Origin of the sequence: Micromonospora sp. NPDC049282, from assembly GCF_043197045.1 — a bacterium.
GTDB lineage: Bacteria > Actinomycetota > Actinomycetes > Mycobacteriales > Micromonosporaceae > Micromonospora.
Window position 1 is genome coordinate 303,630 of the sequence record NZ_JBICSL010000004.1, and the last position, 24,241, is coordinate 327,870.

At 73.5% G+C, this 24,241-nt stretch carries 28 protein-coding genes and 1 pseudogene; 15 read left to right on the plus strand and 14 right to left on the minus strand.

The window, feature by feature from the left end; translation table 11 throughout:
* The first annotated feature begins 206 nt into the window (after positions 1-206).
* Positions 207-944 carry an SDR family NAD(P)-dependent oxidoreductase gene (locus ACGFI2_RS10620; protein ID WP_393513917.1) on the plus strand — a complete coding sequence of 246 codons (738 nt, stop codon included), beginning with the start codon at positions 207-209 and terminating at the stop codon, positions 942-944.
* Between the two features lie 103 nt (positions 945-1,047).
* Positions 1,048-1,779, plus strand: a complete 732-nt coding sequence (locus tag ACGFI2_RS10625) for a class I SAM-dependent methyltransferase (protein ID WP_393513920.1) — start codon at positions 1,048-1,050, stop codon at positions 1,777-1,779.
* Between the two features lie 43 nt (positions 1,780-1,822).
* Here the strand turns inward: ACGFI2_RS10625 and ACGFI2_RS10630 are convergent, their stop codons facing one another.
* Entirely contained in the window at positions 1,823-2,299 is a 477-nt protein-coding gene (locus ACGFI2_RS10630; protein ID WP_393513923.1) for an NUDIX domain-containing protein, read from the minus strand.
* A 446-nt stretch (positions 2,300-2,745) separates the two neighbouring features.
* Between ACGFI2_RS10630 and ACGFI2_RS10635 the strand changes: the two genes are divergently transcribed.
* Positions 2,746-3,087, plus strand: coding sequence for a sugar phosphate isomerase/epimerase family protein (locus ACGFI2_RS10635; protein ID WP_393513926.1), 342 nt, complete (start codon positions 2,746-2,748; stop codon positions 3,085-3,087).
* 36 nt (positions 3,088-3,123) lie between these two features.
* A complete protein-coding gene (locus ACGFI2_RS10640) occupies positions 3,124-3,780 on the plus strand; it encodes a class I SAM-dependent methyltransferase (protein WP_393513929.1) in 657 nt (218 codons plus the stop codon).
* A gap of 208 nt (positions 3,781-3,988) precedes the next feature.
* Here ACGFI2_RS10640 and ACGFI2_RS10645 read toward each other — a convergent pair whose 3' ends face one another.
* Genes ACGFI2_RS10645 through ACGFI2_RS10655 form a run of 3 tightly spaced genes read right to left on the minus strand, consistent with a single transcriptional unit; the run spans position 3,989 to position 5,711 of the window.
* The gene (locus ACGFI2_RS10645) at positions 3,989-4,498 is read right to left on the minus strand and encodes a pyridoxamine 5'-phosphate oxidase family protein (RefSeq protein WP_393513932.1); all 510 of its coding nucleotides are present in this window, start codon (positions 4,496-4,498) and stop codon (positions 3,989-3,991) included.
* A 26-nt stretch (positions 4,499-4,524) separates the two neighbouring features.
* A complete protein-coding gene (locus tag ACGFI2_RS10650; RefSeq protein ID WP_393513935.1) occupies positions 4,525-4,683 on the minus strand; it encodes a hypothetical protein in 159 nt (52 codons plus the stop codon).
* Positions 4,680-5,711, minus strand: a complete 1,032-nt coding sequence (locus ACGFI2_RS10655; protein ID WP_393513938.1) for a LacI family DNA-binding transcriptional regulator — start codon at positions 5,709-5,711, stop codon at positions 4,680-4,682. The genes ACGFI2_RS10650 and ACGFI2_RS10655 overlap by 4 nt, the downstream gene beginning before the upstream one ends.
* Positions 5,712-5,874: 163 nt before the next feature.
* Here ACGFI2_RS10655 and ACGFI2_RS10660 point away from each other — a divergent pair, with 163 nt between their 5' ends.
* The 5 genes from ACGFI2_RS10660 (at position 5,875) to ACGFI2_RS10680 (ending at position 11,645) form a co-directional block, all read left to right on the plus strand.
* Entirely contained in the window at positions 5,875-7,026 is a 1,152-nt protein-coding gene (locus tag ACGFI2_RS10660) for a Gfo/Idh/MocA family protein (RefSeq protein WP_393513941.1), read from the plus strand.
* Positions 7,023-8,186: a dihydrodipicolinate synthase family protein gene (locus tag ACGFI2_RS10665; RefSeq protein ID WP_393513944.1), complete on the plus strand. Its 1,164-nt coding sequence runs from the start codon at positions 7,023-7,025 to the stop codon at positions 8,184-8,186. Before ACGFI2_RS10660 ends, ACGFI2_RS10665 begins: the two co-directional genes overlap by 4 nt.
* Positions 8,183-9,022 (plus strand): sugar phosphate isomerase/epimerase family protein, encoded by an 840-nt coding sequence (locus ACGFI2_RS10670; RefSeq protein ID WP_393513947.1) that lies wholly within the window; start codon positions 8,183-8,185, stop codon positions 9,020-9,022. The genes ACGFI2_RS10665 and ACGFI2_RS10670 overlap by 4 nt, the downstream gene beginning before the upstream one ends.
* Before the next feature lie 230 nt (positions 9,023-9,252).
* Positions 9,253-10,422 carry an SGNH/GDSL hydrolase family protein gene (locus ACGFI2_RS10675; RefSeq protein WP_393513950.1) on the plus strand — a complete coding sequence of 390 codons (1,170 nt, stop codon included), beginning with the start codon at positions 9,253-9,255 and terminating at the stop codon, positions 10,420-10,422.
* A gap of 650 nt (positions 10,423-11,072) precedes the next feature.
* Entirely contained in the window at positions 11,073-11,645 is a 573-nt protein-coding gene (locus ACGFI2_RS10680; RefSeq protein ID WP_393513953.1) for a GNAT family N-acetyltransferase, read from the plus strand.
* 73 nt (positions 11,646-11,718) lie between these two features.
* Here the strand turns inward: ACGFI2_RS10680 and ACGFI2_RS10685 are convergent, their stop codons facing one another.
* Positions 11,719-11,988, minus strand: a complete 270-nt coding sequence (locus tag ACGFI2_RS10685) for a GlsB/YeaQ/YmgE family stress response membrane protein (RefSeq protein WP_393513955.1) — start codon at positions 11,986-11,988, stop codon at positions 11,719-11,721.
* A gap of 142 nt (positions 11,989-12,130) precedes the next feature.
* On the opposite strand from ACGFI2_RS10685, the gene ACGFI2_RS10690 reads away from it, so the two are divergent.
* Positions 12,131-12,490 (plus strand): hypothetical protein, encoded by a 360-nt coding sequence (locus ACGFI2_RS10690; protein WP_393513958.1) that lies wholly within the window; start codon positions 12,131-12,133, stop codon positions 12,488-12,490.
* Here ACGFI2_RS10690 and ACGFI2_RS10695 read toward each other — a convergent pair.
* Entirely contained in the window at positions 12,487-12,819 is a 333-nt protein-coding gene (locus ACGFI2_RS10695; protein ID WP_393513961.1) for a YciI family protein, read from the minus strand. The two genes, ACGFI2_RS10690 and ACGFI2_RS10695, sit on opposite strands and share 4 nt — an antisense overlap.
* A gap of 344 nt (positions 12,820-13,163) precedes the next feature.
* On the opposite strand from ACGFI2_RS10695, the gene ACGFI2_RS10700 reads away from it, so the two are divergent.
* The 3 genes and pseudogenes from ACGFI2_RS10700 to ACGFI2_RS10710 all read left to right on the plus strand — a co-directional run bounded on the left by ACGFI2_RS10700 (position 13,164) and on the right by ACGFI2_RS10710 (position 14,957).
* Positions 13,164-14,270: a cellulose binding domain-containing protein gene (locus ACGFI2_RS10700; RefSeq protein ID WP_393513964.1), complete on the plus strand. Its 1,107-nt coding sequence runs from the start codon at positions 13,164-13,166 to the stop codon at positions 14,268-14,270.
* A 150-nt stretch (positions 14,271-14,420) separates the two neighbouring features.
* A pseudogene (locus tag ACGFI2_RS10705) lies at positions 14,421-14,525 on the plus strand (LacI family DNA-binding transcriptional regulator); the annotation flags it as partial.
* A complete protein-coding gene (locus ACGFI2_RS10710; protein ID WP_393514148.1) occupies positions 14,520-14,957 on the plus strand; it encodes a hypothetical protein in 438 nt (145 codons plus the stop codon). The pseudogene ACGFI2_RS10705 and the gene ACGFI2_RS10710, both read left to right, overlap by 6 nt.
* 82 nt (positions 14,958-15,039) lie before the next feature.
* Here the strand turns inward: ACGFI2_RS10710 and ACGFI2_RS10715 are convergent, their stop codons facing one another.
* The 3 genes from ACGFI2_RS10715 to ACGFI2_RS10725 form a co-directional block, all read right to left on the minus strand.
* Positions 15,040-16,959, minus strand: a complete 1,920-nt coding sequence (locus ACGFI2_RS10715) for a beta-propeller domain-containing protein (RefSeq protein ID WP_393513967.1) — start codon at positions 16,957-16,959, stop codon at positions 15,040-15,042.
* Between the two features lie 84 nt (positions 16,960-17,043).
* A complete protein-coding gene (locus ACGFI2_RS10720) occupies positions 17,044-17,340 on the minus strand; it encodes a MoaD/ThiS family protein (RefSeq protein ID WP_393513970.1) in 297 nt (98 codons plus the stop codon).
* Complete coding sequence (locus tag ACGFI2_RS10725; protein WP_393513973.1) at positions 17,337-18,452, minus strand: WD40/YVTN/BNR-like repeat-containing protein; 1,116 nt, start codon at positions 18,450-18,452, stop codon at positions 17,337-17,339. The genes ACGFI2_RS10720 and ACGFI2_RS10725 overlap by 4 nt, the downstream gene beginning before the upstream one ends.
* 163 nt (positions 18,453-18,615) lie before the next feature.
* On the opposite strand from ACGFI2_RS10725, the gene ACGFI2_RS10730 reads away from it, so the two are divergent.
* The gene (locus ACGFI2_RS10730) at positions 18,616-19,026 is read left to right on the plus strand and encodes an MmcQ/YjbR family DNA-binding protein (RefSeq protein WP_393513976.1); all 411 of its coding nucleotides are present in this window, start codon (positions 18,616-18,618) and stop codon (positions 19,024-19,026) included.
* A gap of 13 nt (positions 19,027-19,039) precedes the next feature.
* Here ACGFI2_RS10730 and ACGFI2_RS10735 read toward each other — a convergent pair whose 3' ends face one another.
* Entirely contained in the window at positions 19,040-19,669 is a 630-nt protein-coding gene (locus ACGFI2_RS10735; RefSeq protein WP_393513979.1) for a GNAT family N-acetyltransferase, read from the minus strand.
* Between the two features lie 913 nt (positions 19,670-20,582).
* Between ACGFI2_RS10735 and ACGFI2_RS10740 the strand changes: the two genes are divergently transcribed.
* Positions 20,583-21,002 carry an ASCH domain-containing protein gene (locus tag ACGFI2_RS10740; RefSeq protein WP_393514151.1) on the plus strand — a complete coding sequence of 140 codons (420 nt, stop codon included), beginning with the start codon at positions 20,583-20,585 and terminating at the stop codon, positions 21,000-21,002.
* A gap of 33 nt (positions 21,003-21,035) precedes the next feature.
* Here ACGFI2_RS10740 and ACGFI2_RS10745 read toward each other — a convergent pair whose 3' ends face one another.
* From ACGFI2_RS10745 to ACGFI2_RS10760, 4 genes are read right to left on the minus strand one after another with little or no spacing between them, the layout of a single operon-like run.
* A complete protein-coding gene (locus ACGFI2_RS10745; protein ID WP_393513981.1) occupies positions 21,036-21,977 on the minus strand; it encodes an inositol-3-phosphate synthase in 942 nt (313 codons plus the stop codon).
* 60 nt (positions 21,978-22,037) lie between these two features.
* A complete protein-coding gene (locus ACGFI2_RS10750; protein ID WP_393513984.1) occupies positions 22,038-22,664 on the minus strand; it encodes a hypothetical protein in 627 nt (208 codons plus the stop codon).
* On the minus strand, positions 22,652-23,074 hold the full coding sequence (locus ACGFI2_RS10755) for a hypothetical protein (protein WP_393513986.1): 423 nt from the start codon (positions 23,072-23,074) through the stop codon (positions 22,652-22,654). Before ACGFI2_RS10755 ends, ACGFI2_RS10750 begins: the two co-directional genes overlap by 13 nt.
* Before the next feature lie 29 nt (positions 23,075-23,103).
* Entirely contained in the window at positions 23,104-24,231 is a 1,128-nt protein-coding gene (locus ACGFI2_RS10760; protein WP_393513989.1) for a CaiB/BaiF CoA transferase family protein, read from the minus strand.
* Positions 24,232-24,241 lie beyond the last annotated feature (10 nt).

Consider the following 24,241-nt stretch of genomic DNA (forward strand, 5'->3'; position numbering starts at 1 on the left):
TATGCAGCCCCAGCCGCATCACTCGCGGACCGCCGGGTGAGTCGCTGTCGGCGAGGGCACGACCAGGCCCGATACCGCACGGCGAGCCACATTGAGCAGCGTGTACCCACCCTCTCAGCGGTGGCTTACACTACCGACCTCGTGGCCCTGTCATTGACGTGACTCGCCCGCAGGCAAGATCTCTGGCGGCGCTGAAGGAGTGAAGGATGGTTGTGCAGAAGGTCGCACTTGTCACGGGTGGATCACGTGGCATCGGACGGGCTGTGGTCGAGCGACTGGCGGCCTCGGGCTTCGCCGTCGTGGTTAACCATCGAGAGTCGCAGGCCGCCGCCGAGGAGACCGTCGCTCAGCTGCGCGATGTTCCCGCCCTCGCCATTCAGGCGGACGTGGGCAGCCGGGAAGACGTCGCCGCGATGGCCGACCGGGTGACAGCCGAGTTCGGGCGTCTCGACGTGCTGGTCAACAATGCCGGCCAGACGCTCGTCGGCGACTGGCGCACGCTGGATGCGGCCACCTGGGACCGCGTACTGCAGATCAATCTCACCGGAACCTTCAACACCATCCAGGCCTTCGCGCCGCTGCTGACCCGGTCCGGTCAGGGCCGCATCGTCAACATCAGTTCGGTGTACTCGGACATCGGCAACGGCTTCGTCGCCGGCTACGTATCGGCGAAAGCAGCGGTCCGCTCCCTGACTCGTGTCTTCGCGAAGGAGCTCGCTCCGGACGTTCTGGTCAACGCCATCGCACCGGGTGACATCGACACCGAGATGACTCGCGCCGCAGGGCCCGAGTTCATCGCGGCCACCGTCGAGAGGACACCGCTCAAGCGGCTGGGACGCCCCGAGGAGATCGCGTCGCTCGTCGCCTTCCTCACCTCGTCGGAGGCGGGGTTCATCACGGGCCAGACGATAGTGATCGATGGCGGTCGCTCGCTTGGTGACTGACCGGTCCGACGCGCGAGGGTCGGGATCACCTCGATCCCGCACGGTATGACGTGGTTCGCTTCGAGGTTGCGCCGCCACCCGGTCGAAGTGTTGGCTCGACGGCATGGCTCGCATCGCGTACGACGACACCGACGCGGAGGCCTTCGCGGCAACGCGTCACCTGACCGACGACGGGCTCACCGCCTGGCGGCAGGCGGTCGCGCGACATCTTGCGCCACGGCCGGGCATGCGCCTGCTCGACCTGGGCGCCGGCACCGGGAGCTGGGCCCGCGCGTTCACCGCCTGGTTCCCGGGCCTGGAGGTCGTCGCCGTGGAGCCGTCGGCGGCCATGCGCGCCCGTTCCCGGTTCCGGCCCGTGCTCGCCGGTGACGCCGCGCACCTCCCGCTCGACGACGGCAGCGTCGACGGCGCGTGGCTCTCCACCGTCGTCCACCACGTGCCCGACCTGCCCGCCGGGGCGCGGGAGCTGCGCCGGGTCGTGCGGCCGGGCGCACCGGTGCTGATCCGCTCGGCGTTCGCCGGCCGGCACGAGGCGATCACGCTGTTCCGCTACTTCCCGGAGGCGGTACGCGTGCTCGACTCCTATCCCGCGATCGCCGACGTGGAGTCGACGTTCGCCGACGCCGGTTTCGCCACCGCCGCGGTCGAGCCGGTGCCGCAGGTCACCGCGCCGTCGCTGCGGGAGGCGACGGCCACGCTGCGCCGGGAGGCGCACACTCCGCTGCAACTGATCAGCGACGACGAATACGCCGCCGGCCTCGCGCGTCTGCGCGAGGCGGCACGGGTCGACACCGGGCCCGTGGTCGACGCGCTGGACCTGCTCGTCCTGCGCTGAGCAGCCGCAGAGCAGGCCCCGCGCGACGGCGCGCCGGCCCGGATCACCTGCCGGACGGCGAGGTGCTCCCCCGGTCCGCGCGGGCGCCGGCCGGGGCGTTGGCGGCGGGCCGAGTCTCGGCCAGGTGCATCGGCAGCACCTTCGCGGCGCTGACCGCCAGCTCCCGGTCGAGTACCTCGTCGCGGGGCACGAAGACCATGGCCTGACCCTCGCCGAGCACCACGTCCTCCTGCCTCGCGTCGGTGTCGCCGCGGAAGACGTAGACGGTGACGGTGTGCGGGAAGCCCTCCTCGTGGGGGCGCGGGCCGCTCCAGAACAGGTGCAGCTCACCGGCGGTCAGGCCGGTCTCCTCGAGCAGTTCGCGGCGGGCGGCCTGTTCGGGCGTCTCGCCGGGTTCGATGCTCCCGCCGGGCAGGCTCCACTGGTGCGGTGAGACGGGCGCGTTGCCGTCCCGGTGCTGCATGAGCACCGCGCCGGACCGATCCACGAGCAGGACGAGCGCGACGTCGTAGAAGGCCACGGCCCGAGCATGCCACACCGCCCACTTTCATCGCTCGCTGACAGAAGTTAAGGCGAGAACACCGAAAGCTATAGGCGTCGGCGCAGACCTGCCGAGAGGAGAGCCGTCATGTGCTACGGATTCGACGGGGAGGGCGCGCTGCGGCGGTCGCTCGGCCGGCGCGACATGTTGCGCGGCTCCGTGGCGGCGCTGGCCGGCGTCGGGCTGGCCGCCGGGCTCGGCGCGACCGCGGCCCAGGCCGGCGGCGGGCACCACCACGGCCGGCGGCACGTACCGAAGGAGCTGATCAGCCTCCAGCTCTGGACCGTCCGCGACGCGCTCAACGGCTCCCCCGGCTACGACGCGACGCTCGCCCACCTGGCCCGGATGCCGGCCTGCGGTACGGCTACCACAACCACGCGCACGAGTTCACCATCGACTTCGGCAACGGCCGGCGCCCGTGGGACGTGCTCACCGAGGAGCTGGACCCCCGGCTCGTGCACCTGGAGATCGACATCTATTGGGCGGTCACCGGCGGCATCAACTCCGGCGAGGGCGTGCGGGACCCGGAGGGCTTCACGCTCGACGTCATCCGTTCCGCCCCGCAGCGGGTGCGGCAATACCACGTCAAGGACCGCGACCCGGTCACCGGCGACATGGCCGACCTGGGCACCGGGATGATCAACTTCGCCCGGATCTTCCGCCGGCACCAGGTGCTGGAGTACATCGTGGAGAACGACACCCCGGACGTGACACCGCAGCAGACCGCCGCCGTCGGCTCCCGCTACCTGCGCCGCCTGACGTACTGACACGCCGGCCGCCGTCGGAGGTGGCAGGCTCGGGTCGTGGCCACGCACGGACCGAGGGGGTACGCGATGACCGACGAGCCGGACGTCGTCCACTACGACCGCCTCTACCGCGACACCAGCGACACCGGGCGCCCGCCGTGGGAGATCGGCGGTCCGCAGCCGGCGCTCGCCGCGGTGCTCGACACCGGGGTACGCGGCCCGCGCGTGCTCGACGTCGGCTGCGGCACCGGTGAGCTGGCCCTGGCGCTGGCCCGCCTCGGCCACGACGTCACCGGCGTCGACCTGTCGCCGGTGGCGATCGCGCTGGCCCGGGCCAAGGCCGCCGCGGCGGGCCTGACCGTGCGCTTCGAGGTGCACGACGCCACCCGCCTGCCGGTGCCGCCGACACCGTACGACTCGGTGTTCGACTCCGGCCTGCTGCACACGCTGGACCGGCGCGGGGCCGCGGTCGGCGACTACCTGGCGCTGCTGCCGCGCCTGACCGCGCCGGGCGGAACCGTGTTCGTGCTGGCCGTGTCGCCGGAGGCAGGCGAGGGCTGGGGCCTGGACGCCGACGCGCTGCGGTCGGCGTTCCCCGCGCCGACCTGGACGGACACCACGGTCGAGAAGATCGACGTGCTGGCCCGGGTCGACGGTGGAGACCTGCGCCTGGCCGGCCACCTGCTGCGCACGGTGCGATCCGCGGTGTCGTGACCAATCTCGCCAACCAGTCCTGGCCGATTTCGACCCGGTGGCGACCCGCGAGATCGCGGTGCGGACCCGCCCGGCCCGAGCCACCCAGCGCCTGGTCCGAGCACGCTCGTCGATCTAGGGGTTGTGGCACCTCGCAAGAGACGCGCACACCGCAAACCCTGGCTCCACAAGTCCAAGGTCGACGAAGCGTGGGCGGCCGGGGCGGGGCTCAGCGGCGCCAGTGCTGGCGTGGGGCGTATCCCTCGCGGCGTAACCAGTGTTCGGTGTAGACGACGCGTTGCGCCTCGACGACCACGAGCGTCTCCTCGGGCGGCTGGGTCAGCGACCGGCCCCGCTCGGCGTGCTCGTTCTGCCAGCGGAACGCCGACCAGTGGTGGGCGTGGTCCGGGTGGTCCGGGGCGAGCACCCGGGCGGTGCCGAACACCTGCGCGCCGCGGCTACTCGCCAGCCCGACCAGCGGCGCGAACACGCCGACGGACACGCGGGGGTCGGCGGCGATGTTGCGCATCTTCGGGGAGCGCGGCGCGGCGGTGAACATCAGCGTGAGGCCGAGCGGGTAGTAACGCACCGGGGTGGCCAGCGGCCCGTCCGGCCCGGCGGTGGCGAGGACGCACATGTTCTGCGACGACAGCAGGTTGAGGATGCGTTCCTCGAGGCGTTCCCGGTCCAGCTTCCTCGTCGGTGTCGGCTCGGCCAGCCACGGATTCGTCAACGGCACGCCGCGTCCTCGATCATGGCGGCACCCTACCGGGCCGGCGGCTCCCCGGTGAGCCGGGCGCGGCGGCGGTCGCTTCCACCGGCACACCGGCCGGCGTGGCGGCCGGCGGGCTCGGATCCGCCTCCGACCGCCACGCCGTCGCGCACCCGCACCGTCTCGCCGGTGGCGTAGGGCAGCGTGTTCACTCACCCACCTTTGCGGTGCTGGCGCGCACGACGACCTCACCGGTCATGCGCACGATCCGCCGCCGGCTGCCGGTGTTCTCGGTGAGCGCCAGCTGCATCACCTTCTCGCCGATCTCGCGCAGCGGGAGCGCCACGGTGGTCAGCGGCGGGGCGAGGTCGCGGACGATCGGGATGTCGTCGAAGCCGGCGACGGAGACGTCATCGGGCACGCGGAGCCCGCGGTCGCGCAGCGCCGCGTACGCGCCGATGGCCATCACGTCGGTCAGCGCGAACACGCAGGTGGCGTCGAGGCCGCGGTCGAGCAGTTCGGTCATCGCCTGGTGGCCGCCGTCGCGGGTGAACGGCCCCTCGACGACGTGGGCCGGGTCGAGCGAAACGCCGGCGGCGTCGAGTTCGTCGCGGAATCCGCCGAGCCGGTCGATGACTGTGGTGAGCGCGCGGGGGCCGGAGAGCACCGCGAAGCGGCGGTGGCCGAGTTCCAGCAGGGCGCGGGCCATGGCGGCGGCGCCGGCCCGGTTCTCCGGCAGCACGCTGTCGACCTTGAGGCTGCGGTGCCGGCTGACCACGGCGACCCGGCCGCCGCCGTCGAGGTAGGGCTTCAGCTCGGCCTCCATGGCCCGCTCCCAGCGGGCGTCCTCGAAGCCGGAGCCGATGAGCAGGATGGCCGGGGCGCGTTCGGCGCGCAGCATCGAGACGTACGCGATCTCGCGTTCCGGGTCGCGGAACGTGCTGGCGAGCATGACCAGCAGGTCGTTGGCGCCGGCGATGCGCATGACGCCGCCGGCGATGGCGGCGAAGTAGGGGTCGGTGACGTCGTGGCAGATGACGCCGACGGTGCGGTGGGAGGCGCCGGCCAGCGCGCGGGCGTGCGCGTTCGGGGTGTAGGCGAGCTGGGCGGCGGCGGCGAGGACGCGGTCGCGCAGTTGCGGGGTGACGCGCATGCCGTTGAGCGCGCGGGAGGCCGTGGCCAGCGAGACGTCGGCAGCTCGGGCCACGTCTTCCAGGGTCACGTGCGTCCGTGGCTGCATCGATTTTCCCCCTGCGGAACGTATTGACCTGCTTGTTTGGGCGTGGTTACGGTAACACCTTGAAAGCGCTTACTGAAAGCGCATTCAGGGCCGGGTCCCCCGTCATCCGCGACCTGCGGGGCGCGACGACGTCCGCCGACTGAGCACTGGGAAGGACACACACGTGGAGCGCACGTCTATCGGGATCATCCTCAACGGCGTGACCGGACGGATGGGCTACCGGCAACATCTGGTCCGGTCCCTGCTCGCCATCCGCGAACAGGGCGGACTGCCCGCCCGCGACGGCAGCCGCATCTGGCCGGAGCTGACCCTGGTGGGCCGCAACGAGGTCCGGCTCGCCGAGATCGCCGCCCGGCACGGGCTCACCTCCTACACCACCGACCTGGACGCGGCGCTCGCCGACGACGCCCACCAGATCTACTTCGACGCGCAGGTCACCGCCCAGCGGGAGAAGGCGATCCGGTCGGCGATCGAGGCCGGGAAGCACATCTACACCGAGAAGCCGCTCGCCGAAGGGGTGGCCGGGTCGCTGGAGCTGGCCCGGCTCGCCGCCGCCCGGGGCGTCAAGAACGGCGTGGTGCAGGACAAGCTGTTCCTGCCCGGCCTGCGCAAGCTCAAGCGGCTGGTCGACGGCGGGTTCTTCGGCCGGATCCTGTCGGTGCGCGGCGAGTTCGGCTACTGGGTGTTCGAGGGCGACTGGCAGGACGCGCAGCGGCCGAGCTGGAACTACCGGGCCGAGGACGGCGGCGGCATCACCGTCGACATGTTCCCGCACTGGCACTACGTACTGGAGCAGATCTTCGGCCGGGTCACCGCCGTCACCGCGGTCACCACCACGCACATCCCCGAGCGCGTCGACGAGAACGGCGTCACCTACCCGGCCACCGCCGACGACGCCGCGTACGGCATCTTCGAACTGGCCGGCGGCGTCATCGCTCAGATCAACTCCTCCTGGGCGGTCCGGGTCTACCGGGACGAGCTGGTCGAGTTCCAGGTCGACGGCACCCACGGCAGCGCGGTCGCCGGGCTGCGCGACTGCCGCATCCAGCACCGCGGCGCCACCCCGATGCCGGTGTGGAACCCGGACCTGCCGGCCACCGAGCCGTTCCGCGCGCAGTGGCAGACGGTGCCGGACAACGCCGACTACGACAACGGGTTCAAGGTGCAGTGGGAGGCGTTCCTGCGGCACGTCGTCGACAACGAGCCGTTCCCGTGGGACTTCCGGGCCGGCGTGCGCGGCGTGCAGCTCGCCGAGGCCGGGCTGCGCTCCGCCCGGGAGGGCCGCCGGGTCGAGATCGAGGAGATCGACAGGTGACCGCACGGATCACCCTGCCCACCCCCGGCGGCGGCGTCGAGACGCTGACCCTGCGCGAGCCGGTCGGCTGGCAGCGGCCGGCCGCGCCACCGACCAGCCGGATCGCGTACGCGGCGGCGCACGTGGTCGCCGACCCGTACGCCGACAACGCGCCGGACGCTCCCGCGCGGCTGGACTGGGACGCCACGCTCGCGGTGCGGCGCGACCTCTGGTCCTGGGGACTCGGCGTGGCCGAGGCGATGGACACCGCACAGCGCGGCATGGGGCTGGACTGGGCGGCCACCCGTGAGCTGATCCGGCGCAGCGCCGCCGAGGCCGCCGCCTGCGGTGGGCGCATCGTCGCCGGGGCGGCCACCGACCAGCTCACCGGCGTGCCCGACACGCTCGACGACGTCGTCACCGCGTACGCCGAGCAGGTCGCGTACGTGCAGGAGTGCGGCGCGGTCGCGGTGGTGATGGCCAGCCGCCACCTCGCCGCGCTCGCCACCGGCCCCGACGACTACCTGCGCGTCTACCAGCAGGTGCTGGACGCGACGGGTGCGCCGGTGGTGCTGCACTGGCTCGGCGACATGTTCGACCCGGCCCTCGCCTGCTACTGGGGCTCGACCGACCTGGACGACGCCACCAAGACGTTCGTCGCGCTGGTGCACGCGCACGCCGACGTGATCGACGGGGTGAAGGTGTCGCTGCTGGACGCCGGCCGGGAGGTGCGACTGCGCGAGCTGCTCCCACCGACCGTCAAGGTCTACACCGGCGACGACTACCACTACCCGGAGCTGATCGAGGGCGACGGCGCCCGCTCCAGCCACGCCCTGCTCGGCGCGTTCGCTGCCGTCGCCCCGGCCGCGTCGGCGGCGCTGCGACGGCTCGACGACGGCGACCCGGCCGGCTTCCGGGCGATCCTCGACCCGACCGTGCCGCTGTCCCGGCACGTGTTCGCCCCGCCCACCCGCTACTACAAGACCGGCATCGCGTTCCTGTCCTGGCTGAACGGCCGGCAACCCGGCTTCACCATGGTCGGCGGCCTGCACGGCGGACGCAGCGTCCCGCACCTGGTCGAGACGTTCCGGCTGGCCGACGCCGCCGGGCTGCTGCTCGACCCGGAGCTGGCCGCCGCGCGGATGCGCGGATACCTGACGGTGGCGGGGGTGACCGGATGACCACCGACCCACGGCTGGCGAAGCTGTCGCTCAACCAGCGCACCACCGAGCGCTGGTCGGTGCGGGAGGCGGTCGAGGGCTGCGTGCGCGCCGGCATCCCGGCGATCGGGCTGTGGCGCGAGCCGGTCGCCGAGATCGGCGTACCGGCCGCCGCGAAGTTCGTCGCCGACGCCGGGCTGCGGGTGTCCTCGCTGTGCCGGGGCGGGTTCCTCACCGCCGACGACGAGCGCGCGCGGGTCGAGGCGCTGGCCGACAACCGGCGCGCCGTCGACGAGGCCGCCGGGCTCGGCACCGACTGCCTGGTGCTTGTCGTCGGCGGCCTGCCGCCCGGCTCCCGCGACCTGCTCGGCGCGCGCCAACGGGTCGCCGACGCGCTCGCCGAGCTGGCCCCGTACGCGGGCGAGCGCGGCGTGCGCCTGGCGCTGGAGCCGCTGCACCCGATGTACTGCGCCGACCGGGCGGTGCTGTCCACGCTCGGGCAGGCGCTCGACCTGGCCGAGGCGTTCCCGACCGAGCAGGTCGGCGTCGTGGTGGACACCTTCCACGTGTGGTGGGACCCGGACGTGTGGCGGCAGATCGCCCGCGCCGGGGCTCGGATCGCCAGCTTCCAGGTCTGCGACTTCCTCACCCCGCTCCCGGCCGACGTGCTGCTCGGTCGCGGGATGATGGGCGACGGGCACATCGACTTCCCGCCGCTGCGCCGCGCCGTGGCGGCGACCGGGTACGCCGGGGACACCGAGGTGGAGATCTTCAACGCCGAGGTCTGGGCGACCGACCCGGACCGGGTGCTCGCCACCATGGTCGAGCGCTACGTCGAGCTGGTGCTGGCCGACTGATGCGGGTCGTCGTCGCGCCGGACTCGTTCAAGGGCTCGCTCACCGCCGCCGACGCCCTCGGCGGCGGTGTCGGCGGCGGTGTCGTTGGTCGAGCTGGCCGGGTCGGTGGCGTCGGCGCTGGCCGAGCCGGGTCGGTGCTTGCGCGAGGCCGGCGGCCGGCTCGCCGCACGAGTCCGGCCTGTCGGACAAAACAGGTGGCCATCGGCACCACCGGTGGGCAGGATCGGATCATGACATCCGCGCGCCCCTCGATCACCACGCCGATCACCGCCGACCTGCTGCGCGGCGCGCTCGACCTGGAACGCACCGCGCACGGGGTGCTGCCGCACCGGCTGCCCGCGCGGGCCCGGGCGCAGAACGCCGACCCGCAGGTGGCGATGGCGGAGGCGATGCCGTCCGGCGTACGGCTGGTGTTCCGCACCCGCGCCACGGTCGTCGAGCTGGACGTGCTCGCCACCAAGATGGTCTACCGGGGCACCCCGCCACGCCCGGACGGCCGCTACGACCTGCTGGTCGACGGGCGGCTGACCGGGCAGGCCACGGCCGGCGGCGGCAAGGTGCTCGCCATCGACCTGACCACCGGCGCGGTGACCACCGAGCCGGGGCCGGTCGCGGCGGTCCGCTTCACCGACCTGCCCGCCACCGACAAGGAGGTGGAGATCTGGCTGCCGCAGCGGGAGATCACCGAGTTGGTGGCGTTGCGCACCGACGCGCCGGTCGAGACCGTCGGCGACCGGGGTCGGCGGGTGTGGCTGCACCACGGCAGTTCGATCAGCCACGGCTCGGACGCGGAGAGCCCCACCGGCACCTGGCCGGCGATCGCCGCCGGGCTCGTCGGCGTGGAGCTGGTCAACCTCGGGTTCAGCGGCAGCGCCCTGCTCGATCCGTTCACCGCGCGGGCGATGCGGGACGCCCCGGCGGACCTGATCAGCGTGAAGATCGGCATCAATCTGGTGAACAGCGACGTGATGCGGCTGCGCGCGTTCACCCCGGCGGTGCACGGCTTCCTCGACACCCTGCGGGACGGGCATCCGGACACCCCACTGCTGGTCGTGTCGTCGATCCTCTGCCCGATCCAGGAGGACACGCCCGGGCCGGGCGCCGCCGACTTCAGCACCGGCACGCTGCGGTTCCGCGCCACCGGTGACCCGGCCGAGCGGGCCGCCGGCAAGCTCACCCTGCGGGTCATCCGCGCCGAGCTGGCCCGGATCGTGGCCGCCCGGGCCGCCGACGACCCGAACCTGCACCATCTCGACGGGCTGGAGCTCTACGGCGATGCGGACTTCGCCGAGCTGCCGCTGCCCGACCAGTTGCATCCTGACCCGGTGGCGGACCGCCGGATCGGCGAGCGTTTCGCCGCGCTGGCGTTCGGCCCGGGCGGCCCGTTCGCCAACGCCTGAGAGCCCGGGCCGGCGCCTCCCGTTCGTTGACGACGGGCGCCGCGATCGTCGATGCTCGTGCCCGGTGGTCTCGGGGAGGTGCTCATGGCGGTGCTGGACGTCGTCGTCACGACCGCCGGCGGCGCGCTCTCCGCGACCGTCGGGGTCCTCGTGGGTGGCATGCTCACCCGGCGGGCGCAGGACCAGCACTGGCTCCGGGACCGGCAACTGGTGGCCTACCAGGATCTGCTGGGTCACTACGCCACGTTCTCGATGATCCTGCGACGCGCCCACCTGGACCGCGCCGGCTGGGACTACGACTGGGCGGCGTGGAGCGCCGCACTGATGTCCGCGAGCCTCGTCGCCCCGAGCGCGGTCGCCGTCGAGATCGACCGGTTCGGCCGGGCGGTGCGAGGGCTCCTGGAGGTCGCCGCGGTGGACCCGAGCACCGCGCCGCTGTCGCGGGAGCAGTTCGAACAGGGCGATGGCGGCGCCGGCCCGCGCGCAACTGGCCCTGGTCAACGCCATGCGGCGGTCCGTGGCCCGACATCACGGTCCACTGTCGGCGTGGTTGGGCGGGGCACAGGGCAGCCCGGACACCTGGCCGGCGGGCTGACGGACGCCGCCGCGCGGGGCAGCGGGTGGCTCGGGCCGTCACTACGGTACGGAGGATGGACAGCTCCCACCCGCCGGTGGCGGGCATCGCGCACCAGGCGCCCGGCTCGACCGTACGGCTGCGCCCGGTGGCCGAGGAGGACCTGGCGATGTTGCGCCGGTTCGCGGTCGAACCGGGGCTGATCGGGCTCGACTGGGCGGGCTTCCGGGACGCCGCCGCGCCGGCCCGCCGCTTCGCCGAGGACGGCTATCTCGGCGAGCGGACCGGCGGTCTGATCGTGCAGGTCGAGCCGGCGGAGGACGGTCCGGCCGGCTACCTCAGCTATCTCCAGGGCCAGTACGGCGGGCGGGCGCCCTACTGGGAGATCGGCATCGTGCTGCTGCCCGAGTGGCGCGGCCGGGGCATCGGCTGGCGGGCCCAGGCGCTGCTCTGCGACTACCTGTTCAGCCACACCCCGGCGCAGCGCATCCAGGCCGGCACCCACGCCGAGAACGCCGCGGAGCAGCGCTCGCTGGAGAAGGCCGGCTTCCAACTGGAGGGGGTCGTGCGGGCCTGCGAGTTCCGGGCCGGCGCCTGGCGCGACGGGTGGCTCTACAGCCGGCTGCGCGACGACCCGTCACCGCTGTGAGTTGACGGCCGCGACGCATCGACACGGCCGCCGGACCCGCCGATGTGGTGCGGGTCCGGCGGCTCGGCCGGGGTCAGATCCGTCGGCGGCCGTACACGCCGGCGGTGATCGCCACGCCGACGGCGGCGAAGACGACCTGGATCAGCAGCTCGATCCAGTCGATGCCCTTGGTGTCGGCCACGTCCAGCGCGCCGGCGACGGCCGTGCCCAGGAGGGCCGCGACCACGCCGATGACCAGGGTGAGCCAGATCGGGATGTTCTGCTTGCCCGGTACGACCAGGCGACCCAGGGCGCCGATGATCAGACCGATGACGATGCCGGAGATGATGCCGCCGACGTGCATGATGGTCGCCCTTCCACGGAGGGTTGTCGTCGTCCCGCTGATTGCCCGAGGCAATGGAAGATGAAACCGGATGGCGGGCTGACCGGACGGCTCTCGGCGGTGTGTGATGGATCAGGCATTCCGGCACGCCCGAGGAGGACGCATGGCGCACGGCCCGGTACTGGTCATCGGACTCGACCCGGTCCGGATCCCCGGGTGGGACCCGGAGCCGGTGGTGGCCGCGATCGCCCGCGGCCATGAGCGGTTCGCCGAGCACGGGATCGAGGCCGACCTGTGCCTGACGGCGACCGACGCGGTCGCCGAGGAAGAGATCACGGCGGCGCTGACCCGCAGGCGGTACGCCTGCGTGGTGATCGGCGGCGGCATCCGCAAGCACGAGCCGTTGCTCGAGTTCTTCGAACAGGTGGTCAACCTGGTGCACCGGCACGCTCCCGACGCGGCGATCGCCTTCAACAGCACGCCGGAGGACACCGTGGACGCGGCGCGGCGCCGGCTCGGCTAGGGGGTGTCCCGCAGCGGCCACACCTCGACCACGCCGTGGGCCACCGCGCACGGCGTGCCCGACACCAGCTCGATCGCCTCCTCCATCGACGCCGCCTCGATGACGGCGAACCCGCCGATCGGGAGCGCCGAGGTCAGGAACGCCCCCTCCCGCACCTCGGTGCCCGCGCCGTCGTGGTTACGCACCTGCGCCGGCGGACCGGCGATGCCCATCCGCGCCCCGGCCGCCCGCAGCCGTTCGTCGTGCGCGTGGGCCGCGTCGCGTACCGCGGGGTCGGTGCGGTCGTAGCCCTCCTGGTCGCCGTACCCGATGGTGATGAACGTCGGCATGGCCGTTCCTTTCGTCGCACGTGCGGTCACCGGACTGCGTACCACGCAGCGCCCGGCGACGCGCGTCAACCGCCGGGTCCCGCCTTGGCGCAACTCATCGAAGATCATTTATTGACAACGTTTTCGAACGCGCAGTAGCGTGGGGTCGGCGGAGCGGAGGGCAGGTGCCCCGCCGGGAGCCGGGCTCCATCGGGGCCCGAGCCGCAGCAGCACAGGCCGTCCGGGTCGCCGGCCGAGCGTGCCGCATCGCGCGTCGTCACTTCCCGCACCGCTTCGCCGCCGGCCGGCCCGCGCCGTTGCCGCCGCGGTGACCGCCACCCACCGACCACCACCCGGAGGACCCGATGATCCGAAGATTTCGACTGTTGAGCGCGGCGGCTGCCGCCGTGGCGGTCCTGGTCGCCGCGGCGACCATGGCCACCGGCCCGGCGAGCGCCGAGTCCAACGGCGGCGTACGGGTGATGCCGCTCGGCGACTCCATCACCGACGGGTTCAACGTCCCCGGCGGCTACCGGATCGATCTGTGGCGGAGGCTGGCGGCGGACAACTACCGGATCGACTTCGTCGGCTCGCAGTTCAACGGCCCGAGCAGCCTCGGCGACCACGACCACGAGGGACACTCCGGGTGGACCATCGCCCAGGTCGACGCCAACGTGGTCAACTGGCTGCGGGCCACGAACCCCCGCACCGTGCTGCTGCACATCGGCACCAACGACATGTACGGCGACACCAGCGGCGCCCCGTCCCGGCTGGCCACCCTGGTCGACCGCATCACCACGACGTCGCCCACCACCGAGGTCTTCGTCGCCACGATCGTCCCCAAGTCCGGCGCGGACAGTCAGGTCCGCGGGTACAACGCGGCGATCCCCGGCATCGTGAAGAGCCGGGCCGACGCCGGGCGGCGGGTGCACCTGGTGGACATGTACGCGGCGCTCACCCTCGGCGACCTGGCCGACGGGGTGCATCCCAACGCCGGCGGCTACAACAAGATGGCCGCCGCCTGGTACAACGCGCTGCGATCGGTGCCCGGCAGCATCAGCGACGGCACCCCGCCCACCAGCACGCCGCCGACCACCCCGCCGCCGACCACTCCCCCGCCGACCACCCCGCCGCCGACGAGCCCGCCGCCGGCCGGTGGGTGCCGGGTCACCTACACGGTCAACGCCTGGAGCACCGGTCTCACCACCGCCGTCACGATCACCAACACCGGCGGCTCGGCCGTCAACGGCTGGGCCCTGGCGTTCACGCTGCCGGGCGGCCAGACGATCACCGGCGGCTGGAACGCCACGTACGCACCGACGAGCGGGGCGGTTACCGCGCGCAACGTCTCCTACAACGGCGCCATCGCCCCGAACGGCTCGGTCGACATCGGCTTCCAGGCCAACCACACCGGCAACACCGGCAAGCCGGCGTCGTTCAGCCTGAACGGCGCCCCCTGCTCGATCAGCTGATCGCACCCGACCCACATCCGGGTGGGCGGCTGGTCGCGCCGCCGACGGCGGTGAGGGCGGTGGCCGAACGGCCACCGCCCTCACCCGGGGCGTCCGTCAGGCCGGCGTGCCGGTCACGGTGAAGTTCCGGGCTCGTTCGACGTTGTCGAACGAGCCGGCGTCTCCCTCGCCACCGCCTCCCGCGCGCTGGCCGGCCGCGACGGCGTCAGCGAGCAGTTGGCCCGGCACGTCCGGGAGGTCTCCCGGGAGCTGGGATACGTCGCCAACCCGTACGCCCGTACGCTGGCCGGCGGCGCCACCTCCACGGTCGGGCTGGTTGTGCACCAGATCGACGACCCCTACTTCTCCGAGATCGCCAGCGGCGTCATCGAGGTCGCCGCCGAGCAGGGCCTGCTCGTCCAGATCGCCCACTCCGGCCGCGACCCGGAGAACGAGCTGCGCCAGTTGCGGCACCTGATCGCCCAGCGGGTCGGCATCATCCTGATCGCCGGCTCCGGCTACGACGACCCGGCCGTCGAGGCGCAGGCCCGCGACGAGCTGGCCGGGTTCCAGCGCGGCGGCGGCCGGGTGGCCGTGGTCGGGCGGCACTCGCTCGGCGTGGACGCCGTGGTGCCGGACAACGAGGCCGGCGGCCTCGACCCCCTCTCGGCGAGGTGGCGGCACCACCGACGCCAGAGGCCGGCATGATCCACGCCAGCTCGGCGAAGTGGCTGGTTCGGCCCCGCAGGGATGCCACCACATCGCCGAGCTGGCGACCCGGCCGGCCGGGTCAGGTCGTCGGCACCCAGGCCAGGGTCGTCAGGCCGGCCAGGCCGGTCGCCTTCAGGCCGGCGTCGGAGACCGTCCAGAGCACGCCGTCGACCATCAGCGAACGCCGGATCGGCGTCCACTCCATCCCCTTGACCAGGGACGGCGGGTGCTCGACCGTGCCGGCCACGGTGAACCCGTCCGCACCGACGCGTAGCGCCAGCACGCCGGTGCTCGGCGTGCCCCGCCCGACCCCGCCGCCGGCCCGGTCGGTGACCACACCCGGCCGCATCACCGGGAGCACCACCAGCCGCTCCGGCGCCCACCAGAGGAACGCGTGCGGGTCGGACTCGGCGTCGGACCAGCCCCGCGCGACGTGGTGCTGCGCGATCCGGGCCGGTCGGGCCGGGTCGGCGACGTCGAACAACGACACCTGGACACCCTGGACGCGGCCCCGGTCGGTCGCCTCCTGCCCGACCCCGAGCAGCCGGCCGTCCCCGGCGGGATGCAGGTACGACGAGTAGCCGTTGATCTTCAACTCGCCGGTCACCCGGGGCGCGGCCGGATCACGCAGGTCCACCGCGTACAGCGGATCGGTCTGCCGGAACGTCACCACGTACCCGGTGGGGCCGAGGAACCGCACGGCGTAGATCTGCTCGCCCCTGCCCAGACCGGTGACCTGGCCGACCTGGGTGAGGGTCGCGCCGTCGGTCCGCAGCACGTGGATGCCGGACACGGAGTCGCGGCCGGGGCCGCCCCACGAATCGCCCGTGGTGGTGGCGACCCGCAGGTGACCGTTCCACTCCGACAGCGCGTACTGATTGATCAGTCGGCCCGGCACGGAGCCGGCGGCGACGTAGCGCGGGGTGCCCGCCGCGAGGTCGAACTGGTAGATCTCGGTCGCGCCGTCCGGCTGTCCCGGCGACGCGCCGCGCCGGACCGGCATCCGCCAGCGCTGGTCGTTGGTCAGGTAGAGCCGCGGGCCGCTGCTGTAGACGGTGTCCCCGTCGGCCGCCACGGTGACCGGGTCACCCGCGCCGAGGGCGGACGCGCCGAGGTCGAAGCTGAGCACGGTGACCATCGACGCGCCGGAGAACCCGGCCGGCCGGCTGAGCCGGTCGCAACCGACCCGCCCGGTGGCGGTGCGGCCACCCTCGCGGACCTGGTAGCGGGGCAGCCAGTCGTCGAGCGTGGCCTTGTCGATGACGACGCGGTTGGCGGCGGTCCGCTGCGCGTCCGTGCCCTTCGCCGGTTGCGGGAAGGCCAGCCGGGGCGTGGAACGGATCACCACCCGGGTGGTCGCGCCGACCTGCCGGGCGTCGACGAGGCGGCCGTCGATCCGGTAGTCGCCGACGATCGTCGGCGCACCGGCCAGGTCGACCAGGACCAGCCGGGCCTGCGGGGCGCCCGGAGCGGGCCGCCTCTTCGCCGCTGCCGGCCCGCCGACCCACCGGGCCGGGAGCAGCACCAGCGCCCGGTCGCCGTGCAGCAACAGGTTGGCCTCGCCGCCGGCGTACCGCTGCTCGGCCGGCGGGTCGAGCGCCAGCCGGCCGGTCAGCCGGCGGCTCGCCGGATCCACCACGGACAGCACACCCCGGGAGACCGTGACGATCCGCCGGCCGTCGGTCTTCACCAGGTCCGGTTCGTCCACTCCGGCCTCGTGCACGGTGGTGCCGGAGAAGCCGGCCGCGGGCGCGCCGGCGGCGTCCTTCGCGGCGACCGACCCGTCGGTCCGCTCGGCGCCGTCGAACACCACGACGTCGCCGCCGAGGCCCCACGGGCCCACCGCCGCCTTCGCGGCCGTCTTGAGCTGCCGCAGCGCCTCGTCGCAGGAATCGAAGGCGACCAGCCGCAGCCCGCCGGCCGGCACGCCCCGGTCCCGGGGCGGCGGCGGGGCGGGTGCGTGCGCGGTGCAGCCGGCCAGGGTCAACGCGGCGACCATCGCCCATCCGACGGTCCGGGTTCTGCCACCAGTCATGGACCGTCAGACGTGGCCGCCCCGGGCGCGGTTCCCCCGACCCGCCGCTCAACCGCCGGCCATCGCGCCGATCACGATGAACGGCTCCTTGCCGGCGACCACCTCCTCGGGCAGCGGCGAGTCCGGCGACTCGTTCGACAGGTCCAGCTCGCAGGCGTAGAAGCGGACGAACGCGCGGCGCTCGCCGCTGTGCCGGTCGCGGATCGTGCCCAGCAGCATCGGGTACGCGGTCTCCAGCGCGTCGAGCACCTCACGCTGGGTGGGCGGCCCGGCGACCTCGACGCGGACCTCGCCGGTGACGTGCGCCAGGTTCTTCAGGTGGGCCGGCAGCACGACCCGGATCACGGCAGCACCTGGACCTCGACGGAGAGCACCGGGGGCAGGTCGCGCACGATCGGCGCCCAGCTGTCGCCGCCGTCCGCCGAGTGGTAGACCTGACCGCCGGTGGTGCCGAAGTAGATCCCGCACTCCTCGTGCGTGTCGACCGCCATCGCGTCGCGCAGCACGTTGACGTAGCAGTGCGACTGCGGCAGGCCGTTGGTCAGCGGCTCCCACTGCTCGCCGCCGGTGCGGCTGCGGTAGACGCGCAGCTTGCCCTCCGGCGGGTAGTGCAGCGAGTCGCTGGTGATCGGCACCACGTAGATCGTCTCCGGCTCGTGCGCGTGCACCGCGATCGGGAAGCCGAAGTCGGTCGGGAGGTTGCCGCTGACCTCCCGCCAGTTCGCGCCGGCGTCGTCGGTGCGCATCACGTCCCAGTGCTTCTGCATGAACAGCGTGTCCGGCCGGGACGGGTGCTGGGCCAGGCGGTGCACGCAGTGCCCGACCTCCGAATCCTCGTCGGGGATCTCCCCCGAGCGCAGCCCCTTGTTGATCGGCAGCCAGCTCGCGCCGCCGTCGTCGCTGCGGAACGCGCCCGCCGCCGAGATCGCCACGTAGATCCGGTCGCGGTCCGCCGGGTCCAGGATGATCGTGTGCAGGCACATCCCGCCGGCGCCCGGCTGCCAGCTCGGGCCGGTCGGGTGCTGGCGCAACGCGGTCAGCTCGGACCACTTCTGGCCGCCGTCGGTGGAGAGGTAGAGGGCGGCGTCCTCCCCGCCCGCGTAGACCGTGTCCGGGTCGTGCCGGGACGGCTCCAGGTGCCAGATCCGCTTGAACTCCCACGGCCGGGGGGTGCCGTCGTACCAGAGGTGCTCCCCGACCTCACCGGTGTAGGCGAAGTCGTTGCCCACCGTCGTCCAGTTCCGGCCGCCGTCGTCCGAGCGCTGGATGAGCTGCCCGAACCAACCACCGGACTGGGACGCGTAGAGCCGGTCCGGCTCCACCGGGGAGCCGGTGAGGTGATAGACCTCCCAGCCACCGAAGTGCGGCCCGTCGACCGTCCAGTCGGCGCGCCGGCCGTCCGACGTCAGGATGAACGCGCCCTTGCGCGTGCCGACAAGTACTCGTGTTGAAGTCACGTCTCGTCCTCCGTTCGACCGTTCACCAGGTCCGACCGTGCGCCGCGCCGAAACTCATCGCTGTCCTACTCCCCGGGTACGACAATCGGCGTCCGCGCTGGTCGCGGCAAGGCCGCCGCGCCGGGGAGTCCGGGGTGTCGGTGGGGGCCGTTAACCTGCGCGCATGACCGGGCCCGGAGACGTCCCACCCGCCTACCTCGACCGCCTGCGGCCGGTCTGCCTCGGCCTGCCCGAAACCTACGAGGAGCCGGCCTGGGTGGGCACCCGCTGGCGGATCCGCAGGCGCACGTTCGCCCACGTGTGCACCGTCGACCCCGACCACCAGGCGGCGTACGCGCGCGCCGCGGGGACCGACGAGCCGATCTGTGTGCTGACGTTCCGCTCCCCCGGCGACGAGATCGCCGGGCTGGTCGCCGCCGGCCCGCCGTTCTTCAAACCGGACTGGGGCGCCGACGTGGTCGGCATGGCGCTCGACGACACGACGTACTGGGCCGAGGTCGCCGAGCTGCTGACCGAGAGCTACTGCGTGCTCGCCCCGAAGAAGCTGGTCGCCCGGGTCGACCGGCCGGCGTGAGCCGGCCCCGAGGTCAGCCGAGCTTCTTGCGCAGCGTCTCGAACGCCAGGTCGGGGCGGCGCGGCAGGCCGAAGCGCTCGTCGCCGTAGGGGAACGGGCTCCGCTCGCCGGTGCGGACGTAGCCGCGCCGCTCGTACCAGGCGATCAGGTCCTCGCGCTGGACGATCACGGTCATCCGCATCTCGCCGGCGTGCCAGCTCTCCCGGGCGTACCGCTCGGCCTCGGCCAGCAGTTCCCGGCCCAGCCCGCCGCCCTGGTGCCGCGGGTCGACCGCGAACATGCCGAAGTAGGCGTGGTCGTCGCGGCGCTCCAGCTGGCAGCAGGCGACCGGCGCGCCGTCGCGCTCCGCGACCAGCACCACGCCGCCCGGGCCGGTCACCGCCGCGGCCACCATCTCCGGGTCGGTGCGCTGCCCGTCGAGCAGGTCCGCCTCGTGGGTCCAACCCGTCCGGGCGCGCTCCCCCCGGTAGGCCGACTCGATCAGGTCGACCAGGGCGGGCACGTCGGCGGGCCGGGCGGTACGGGTGGCGGGGCCGGTCATGGTGCTCTCCACGGTCGAGGCGGCGTTCCGGGCCAGCGTACGCAGGCGCCCGACGGCACGGGACGGCCGGGACCGGCGCGGGCGTGGTTGACTGCCCGGCATGGAGGCGACCGTCGGAACGCTGGACCTGCCGGCCACGCTCGACCTGCCGACCGGACCGGTCCGGGGTGGTCTGGTGGCGCTGCACGGCTCGCACGCCGACCAGCGGTCCTACTTCCTCTACGCCCACCTGGCCCGGCTGCTGCCCCCGGCCGGCGTCGCGGTGCTGCGCTACGACCGCCGCCCCCGCCTCGACGGCCACGACGTGCCGCTGGCCGACCAGGCACGGGACGCGGCCGACGCGGTGACCGAGCTGCGCCGGCACGTCGGCACGGCGCCGGTCGGGCTGTGGGGGTTCAGCCAGGGCGCGTGGGCGGCCGCGGTCACCGCCGCCCGGCACCGGGTCGACTTCCTGATCCTGGTCGGGTGCAGCGGCGTCAGCCCGGCCGCGCAGATGCGCTACGCCACCGCCGAGCAGTTGCGCCGGCACGGTCACGGCCCGGCCGACGTGGCCGAGCTGGCCCGGCTGCGCGAGGTCGCCGAGGGCTTCCTGCGCGGTGACGTGCCCCGCCCGGTGGCGCAGGCGGAGCTGGACGCGGCGAGACAGCGACCGTGGTTCCCGCTGGCGTTCCTGCCCGAGGAGCTGCCGGCGGCGCCCGGCACCTGGGCGGACATGGACTTCGACCCGGCGCCGGTGTTCGCCCGGCTGACCGGCCCGGTGCTGCTCTGCTACGGCGAGACCGACGGGTGGACCCCGATCGAGGAGAGCTTGGCGGTGTGGCGGCGGGCGGCCCGCGACGCCGAGCTGACCGTGGCCCGGCTGGCCGGCTGCGACCACGCGCCCACGCTCGACGAGCGCGAGGACCTGGCCGGCGTGAGCCCGCGGTACGACGCGGTCCTGCTCGACTGGCTCGGCCGGCAGCTCCCGCCGGCAATTCCGTCGCCGGCGGCCGGCGCCGCCGCTACGCTGCCGGCCATGACCGCCGCAGAGCTGCCGACCTTCGAGTTCGCCTTCCCGGGGCCGCTGCGCGACAAACTGGTCGCCGCCGTGCTCGACGGGACGAAGACCAGCACCACCGGGCTGCTCCAGGACTACGAGATCGACGGCGAGCCGCTGCCGGAGGTCGGGACCCGCTTCGCGGTGATCGACTCCGCCGGCCGGCCGGTGGCCGTGATCGAGCTGGTCGAGGTCCGCGTCGCCCGGATCGGCGACGTGGACCTCGACCACGCCCGCGACGAGGGCGAGGGCTACGAATCGGTCGCCGACTGGCGCGCCGGCCACGAGAACTACTGGCACGGCGCGGACTACCGCGACTGGCTCGGCGATCCGACGTTCACGGTGAACGACGACACGCCGGCCGTGCTGGAGCGGTTCCGGCTCGTCGAGACGCTCTGACCGAGGCTTACCTCAAGGCGGGCGAAGGCACGCTCAAACCGCCGTGCCCGGAGGCGACTTCAGCAGGGACGCCGCCTCGGGGAGGTGCCCACCGCGACCCGCACGCAGGGCCGCCGCGGCCATCCGGACGAGGTCGATGTTCACCCCGGCCGCGCCGCTCGGGTCGTGCACCGTCAACCGCAGGTCCAGGCTGACCGCTGTGCCGCTCCAGCCCTGTGCCTCGATGTTGACGTGCGCGACCTTCCGCGACCCCAGGTGCGGCAGATAACCCAGCGGTGCCAGGTGCACCTTGTCGGAACCCAGCGCGTTCAGCTTGGACCGGTGCTTCGTGTTCGGCTGCTCCACCAGGTTGCGGAAGTCCTCGGTGCCGCCGAGGTTGACCTGGTAGGAACTGGTCAGGGTGAGGCCGCGCTCCTCCAGCAGGCGCAGCAGCGCCTGGTGGACGACGGACGTGCCGAACTGGCTGGCCAGGTCGTCCCCGATCAGGGGCAGACCGGCCTCGGTGAACCGCTCGAGCAGTGCCGGATCCCGGGCGATCGGGTCCGAGGTGGTGTTGACGAAGCCCACCCCGGCCAGGAGCGCCGCCTCGGCGTACGCGCGAGCGGTGGCCGGCCGACCGCTCGGCGCGGAGTAGAGCAGAACCTCGGCGCCCGTCAGCGCGTCGGCCACCCGTCGGACCTCCGCCGAGTCGACCAGGCCACGCTGGACGAGCACACCTGAGGGTGCCAGGTCCGCGGCCAGGCGGGGGAAGTTGTTGGGTGGCAGGAAGATCGCCTCGTGCAGGTCCCTGCCCACGCGCACCGGCGAGGTCGCGAACGCCGCGACGACCTCGACCGCGCCCACGCCAAGCCCGGCGACCTCGGGATGCCGGACACCGGGCAGGCTCCCTGTCCGCCGGTGGAGGTCGATGCCCTGCACCAGCGCCGAGGTGTTGTTCCCGACACCCACGACGGCGACCTTCGCGCTCTCGATCATGCCGGGGAGGCTACCCGCGGTCCGCTCTCGATTCCGCCCCTGCGCCCGGGCAAAGTCGCGTCATCGCGTTGCGGGAACGTAGCGCACGCCCGTGGACTCGGGGAACAGGTAGCCGAAGCGCGCTGGGGGGTCCGCACGGTCGAACGGCTCCTCGACATCAGGGTCGCCGAAGACCTCGTAGCCGATCAGCCTGAGCCGGAAGCCGACGTCGTCGTACATCTCGGCGCCGACCCGGGCCAGCCAGTCGTCGATCGGTCGGCGCCGGTCCAGCGACCGCGGCCCGCCGTCGTCGAAGAACGGGAAGCCGCCCAACCGCGCGTCGACCCGGGCCAGCGCACCCGTCGGCAGGTAGAAGTCGACCCAGTCGGAGCCCCGATCCTCGCGGGTGACGTAGACGCCGCAGACGATCCGGGCGCCGCCGGGCAGGTCGACCCGGCCGTACAGATGGTCCGACCCGACCACCGACGACCGGGCGGGCGGCACCGCGATGCTCTCGTCCGGTTCCCGGTCCCGGTCGAGCTGGCAGCCCCGGATGCCGGCCGCCCGCCACAGCGCGCCCAGCACGCGGTCCAGTCGCTCGTCGTCGGTGTCGCCGACCTCGATCGCCAGCTCGTAGAAGCCGCCGGTCCAGTTCTCGGCGTCGGTGAACGCGGCCGGGTCGGGCGGGTCGCCGCTCAGTCGAACCACCAGGCTTGCATGTCCTCGCCGGCCGGCGAGAAGCGAAGCACGGTGACCACGAGGCCGGCGAGCACGCCGACCAGCAGCAGCGCCCGCAGCGCGCCCGACAGCGCCCGGCGGTCCCGCGCCAGCAGCAGCGCGCCGTAGCCGGCGAGCAGCGGGCTGGCCGGACCGGCGAGGAAGAGCATCGCGGCGAGGCCGTAGAGCCACATGAAGGGGTTCCAGCCGTGCATGCCGAACGGCACGAGGTCCTTCGGGTCGTAGGCGCCGCTGCGCATCTCGGCCGGGCCCACGTCGGCCGCCGCCATCCGGGCCAGCCAGAGAGCGCCGACGGCGAGGAACGCCAGCACCAGTGCCAGTTGGGCCACGGCCACGGTACGCGCCAACGGCGGCCGGGCCGGCGGGGCATCGACGGGCATGGGCCGAGCGTAATGGACCGCCCCGCGTCTCACTCCCCCGCGAGCCAGGCGCGCAGCTCGGTGCCGTGCTCGTCCAGCCCTGGCGGGGGCAGGTCGTAGCGGGGCGGGCTGGCCGACAGGCCGATCGGATGCCGGACGCCCGGCACCCCGCCGACCGTCACCACCGGGTCGAGGCCGAGCCGCTGCGCCAGCGCCACCCCCTCGGCGACCGAGTTGATCGGGCTGCACGGCACGCCCGCCGCACGCAGCTCCCGGAACCACTCCGCGCTGCCGCGCCGGGCCAGCGCCGCGACCAGCAGCGGCCGCAGGGCGTCGCGGTGCGCGGTGCGGTCGCTGTTGCGGCGGAACCGGGCGTCGTCCGCCAGCTCCGGCGCCCCGAGGACCCGGCAGAGGGTACGGAACTGGGCGTCGTTCCCGGCGATCACCACCAGTTCGCCGTCGGCGGTGGGCAGCGGCTCGTACGGCACGACGCTCGGGTGGGCGTTGCCCGTCCGGTGCGGCGCCACTCCCCCGGAGACGTACGCGGAGGCGTGGTTGACCAGCCCGGACAGGGCCGACGAGAGCAGGTCCACGGTGACGTGCTGCCCACGGCCGGTCCGCTTCCGGTCGTGCAGCGCGGCCAGGATCCCGATCGCGGTGTGCAGCCCGGCGATGACGTCGAAGACGGCCACACCGGCCTTGTACGGCGGGCCGTCGGCGTCGCCGGTGAGGCTCATCAGCCCGGCGGCGGCCTGCACCATGAGGTCGTAGCCGGGCAGGTCCGCGCCGGCGGCGGCGCCGAAGCCGCTGATCGACGCGTACACCAGGGCCGGGTTGCGGGCGGTGAGCGTGTCGTGGTCGAGCGCGAAGCGGCGCAGCGCGCCGGGGCGGAAGTTCTGGATCAGCACGTCGGCCCGGTCCGCCAGCCGGTGGGCCAGCACCAGGTCGTCGGCGTCGGCGAGGTCGAGGACCAGGGACCACTTGTTGCGGTTGACCGCGAGATAGTACGTGGAGACGCCGTCGCGCGCCGGTGGCCGCCAGTCGCGGGTGTCGTCGCCGCCCGGCGCCTCCACCTTGACCACGTCCGCGCCGAGATCGGCCAGGAGCATGGTCGCGTAGGGCCCGGCGAGGATCCGGGAGAAGTCGGCGATGAGCATCCCGCGCAACGGTCCCGACATGTGTTCTTGT

What these genes read in the sequence shown, in the direction of transcription:
- ACGFI2_RS10675 (WP_393513950.1), top strand. Translation starts at nt 9,253, where the DNA reads ATGACATCCGCGCGCCCCTCGATCACCACGCCGATCACCGCCGACCTG.
- ACGFI2_RS10740 (WP_393514151.1), top strand. Translation starts at nt 20,583, where the DNA reads ATGACCGCCGCAGAGCTGCCGACCTTCGAGTTCGCCTTCCCGGGGCCG.
- ACGFI2_RS10755 (WP_393513986.1), bottom strand. Translation starts at nt 23,074, where the DNA reads ATGCCCGTCGATGCCCCGCCGGCCCGGCCGCCGTTGGCGCGTACCGTG.
- ACGFI2_RS10730 (WP_393513976.1), top strand. Translation starts at nt 18,616, where the DNA reads ATGACCGGGCCCGGAGACGTCCCACCCGCCTACCTCGACCGCCTGCGG.
- ACGFI2_RS10655 (WP_393513938.1), bottom strand. Translation starts at nt 5,711, where the DNA reads ATGCAGCCACGGACGCACGTGACCCTGGAAGACGTGGCCCGAGCTGCC.
- ACGFI2_RS10695 (WP_393513961.1), bottom strand. Translation starts at nt 12,819, where the DNA reads ATGCCGACGTTCATCACCATCGGGTACGGCGACCAGGAGGGCTACGAC.
- ACGFI2_RS10625 (WP_393513920.1), top strand. Translation starts at nt 1,048, where the DNA reads ATGGCTCGCATCGCGTACGACGACACCGACGCGGAGGCCTTCGCGGCA.
- ACGFI2_RS10760 (WP_393513989.1), bottom strand. Translation starts at nt 24,231, where the DNA reads ATGTCGGGACCGTTGCGCGGGATGCTCATCGCCGACTTCTCCCGGATC.
- ACGFI2_RS10680 (WP_393513953.1), top strand. Translation starts at nt 11,073, where the DNA reads ATGGACAGCTCCCACCCGCCGGTGGCGGGCATCGCGCACCAGGCGCCC.
- ACGFI2_RS10670 (WP_393513947.1), top strand. Translation starts at nt 8,183, where the DNA reads ATGACCACCGACCCACGGCTGGCGAAGCTGTCGCTCAACCAGCGCACC.
- ACGFI2_RS10620 (WP_393513917.1), top strand. Translation starts at nt 207, where the DNA reads ATGGTTGTGCAGAAGGTCGCACTTGTCACGGGTGGATCACGTGGCATC.
- ACGFI2_RS10735 (WP_393513979.1), bottom strand. Translation starts at nt 19,669, where the DNA reads ATGCCGGGCAGTCAACCACGCCCGCGCCGGTCCCGGCCGTCCCGTGCC.
- ACGFI2_RS10700 (WP_393513964.1), top strand. Translation starts at nt 13,164, where the DNA reads ATGATCCGAAGATTTCGACTGTTGAGCGCGGCGGCTGCCGCCGTGGCG.
- ACGFI2_RS10685 (WP_393513955.1), bottom strand. Translation starts at nt 11,988, where the DNA reads ATGCACGTCGGCGGCATCATCTCCGGCATCGTCATCGGTCTGATCATC.
- ACGFI2_RS10690 (WP_393513958.1), top strand. Translation starts at nt 12,131, where the DNA reads ATGGCGCACGGCCCGGTACTGGTCATCGGACTCGACCCGGTCCGGATC.
- ACGFI2_RS10715 (WP_393513967.1), bottom strand. Translation starts at nt 16,959, where the DNA reads ATGGTCGCCGCGTTGACCCTGGCCGGCTGCACCGCGCACGCACCCGCC.
- ACGFI2_RS10745 (WP_393513981.1), bottom strand. Translation starts at nt 21,977, where the DNA reads ATGATCGAGAGCGCGAAGGTCGCCGTCGTGGGTGTCGGGAACAACACC.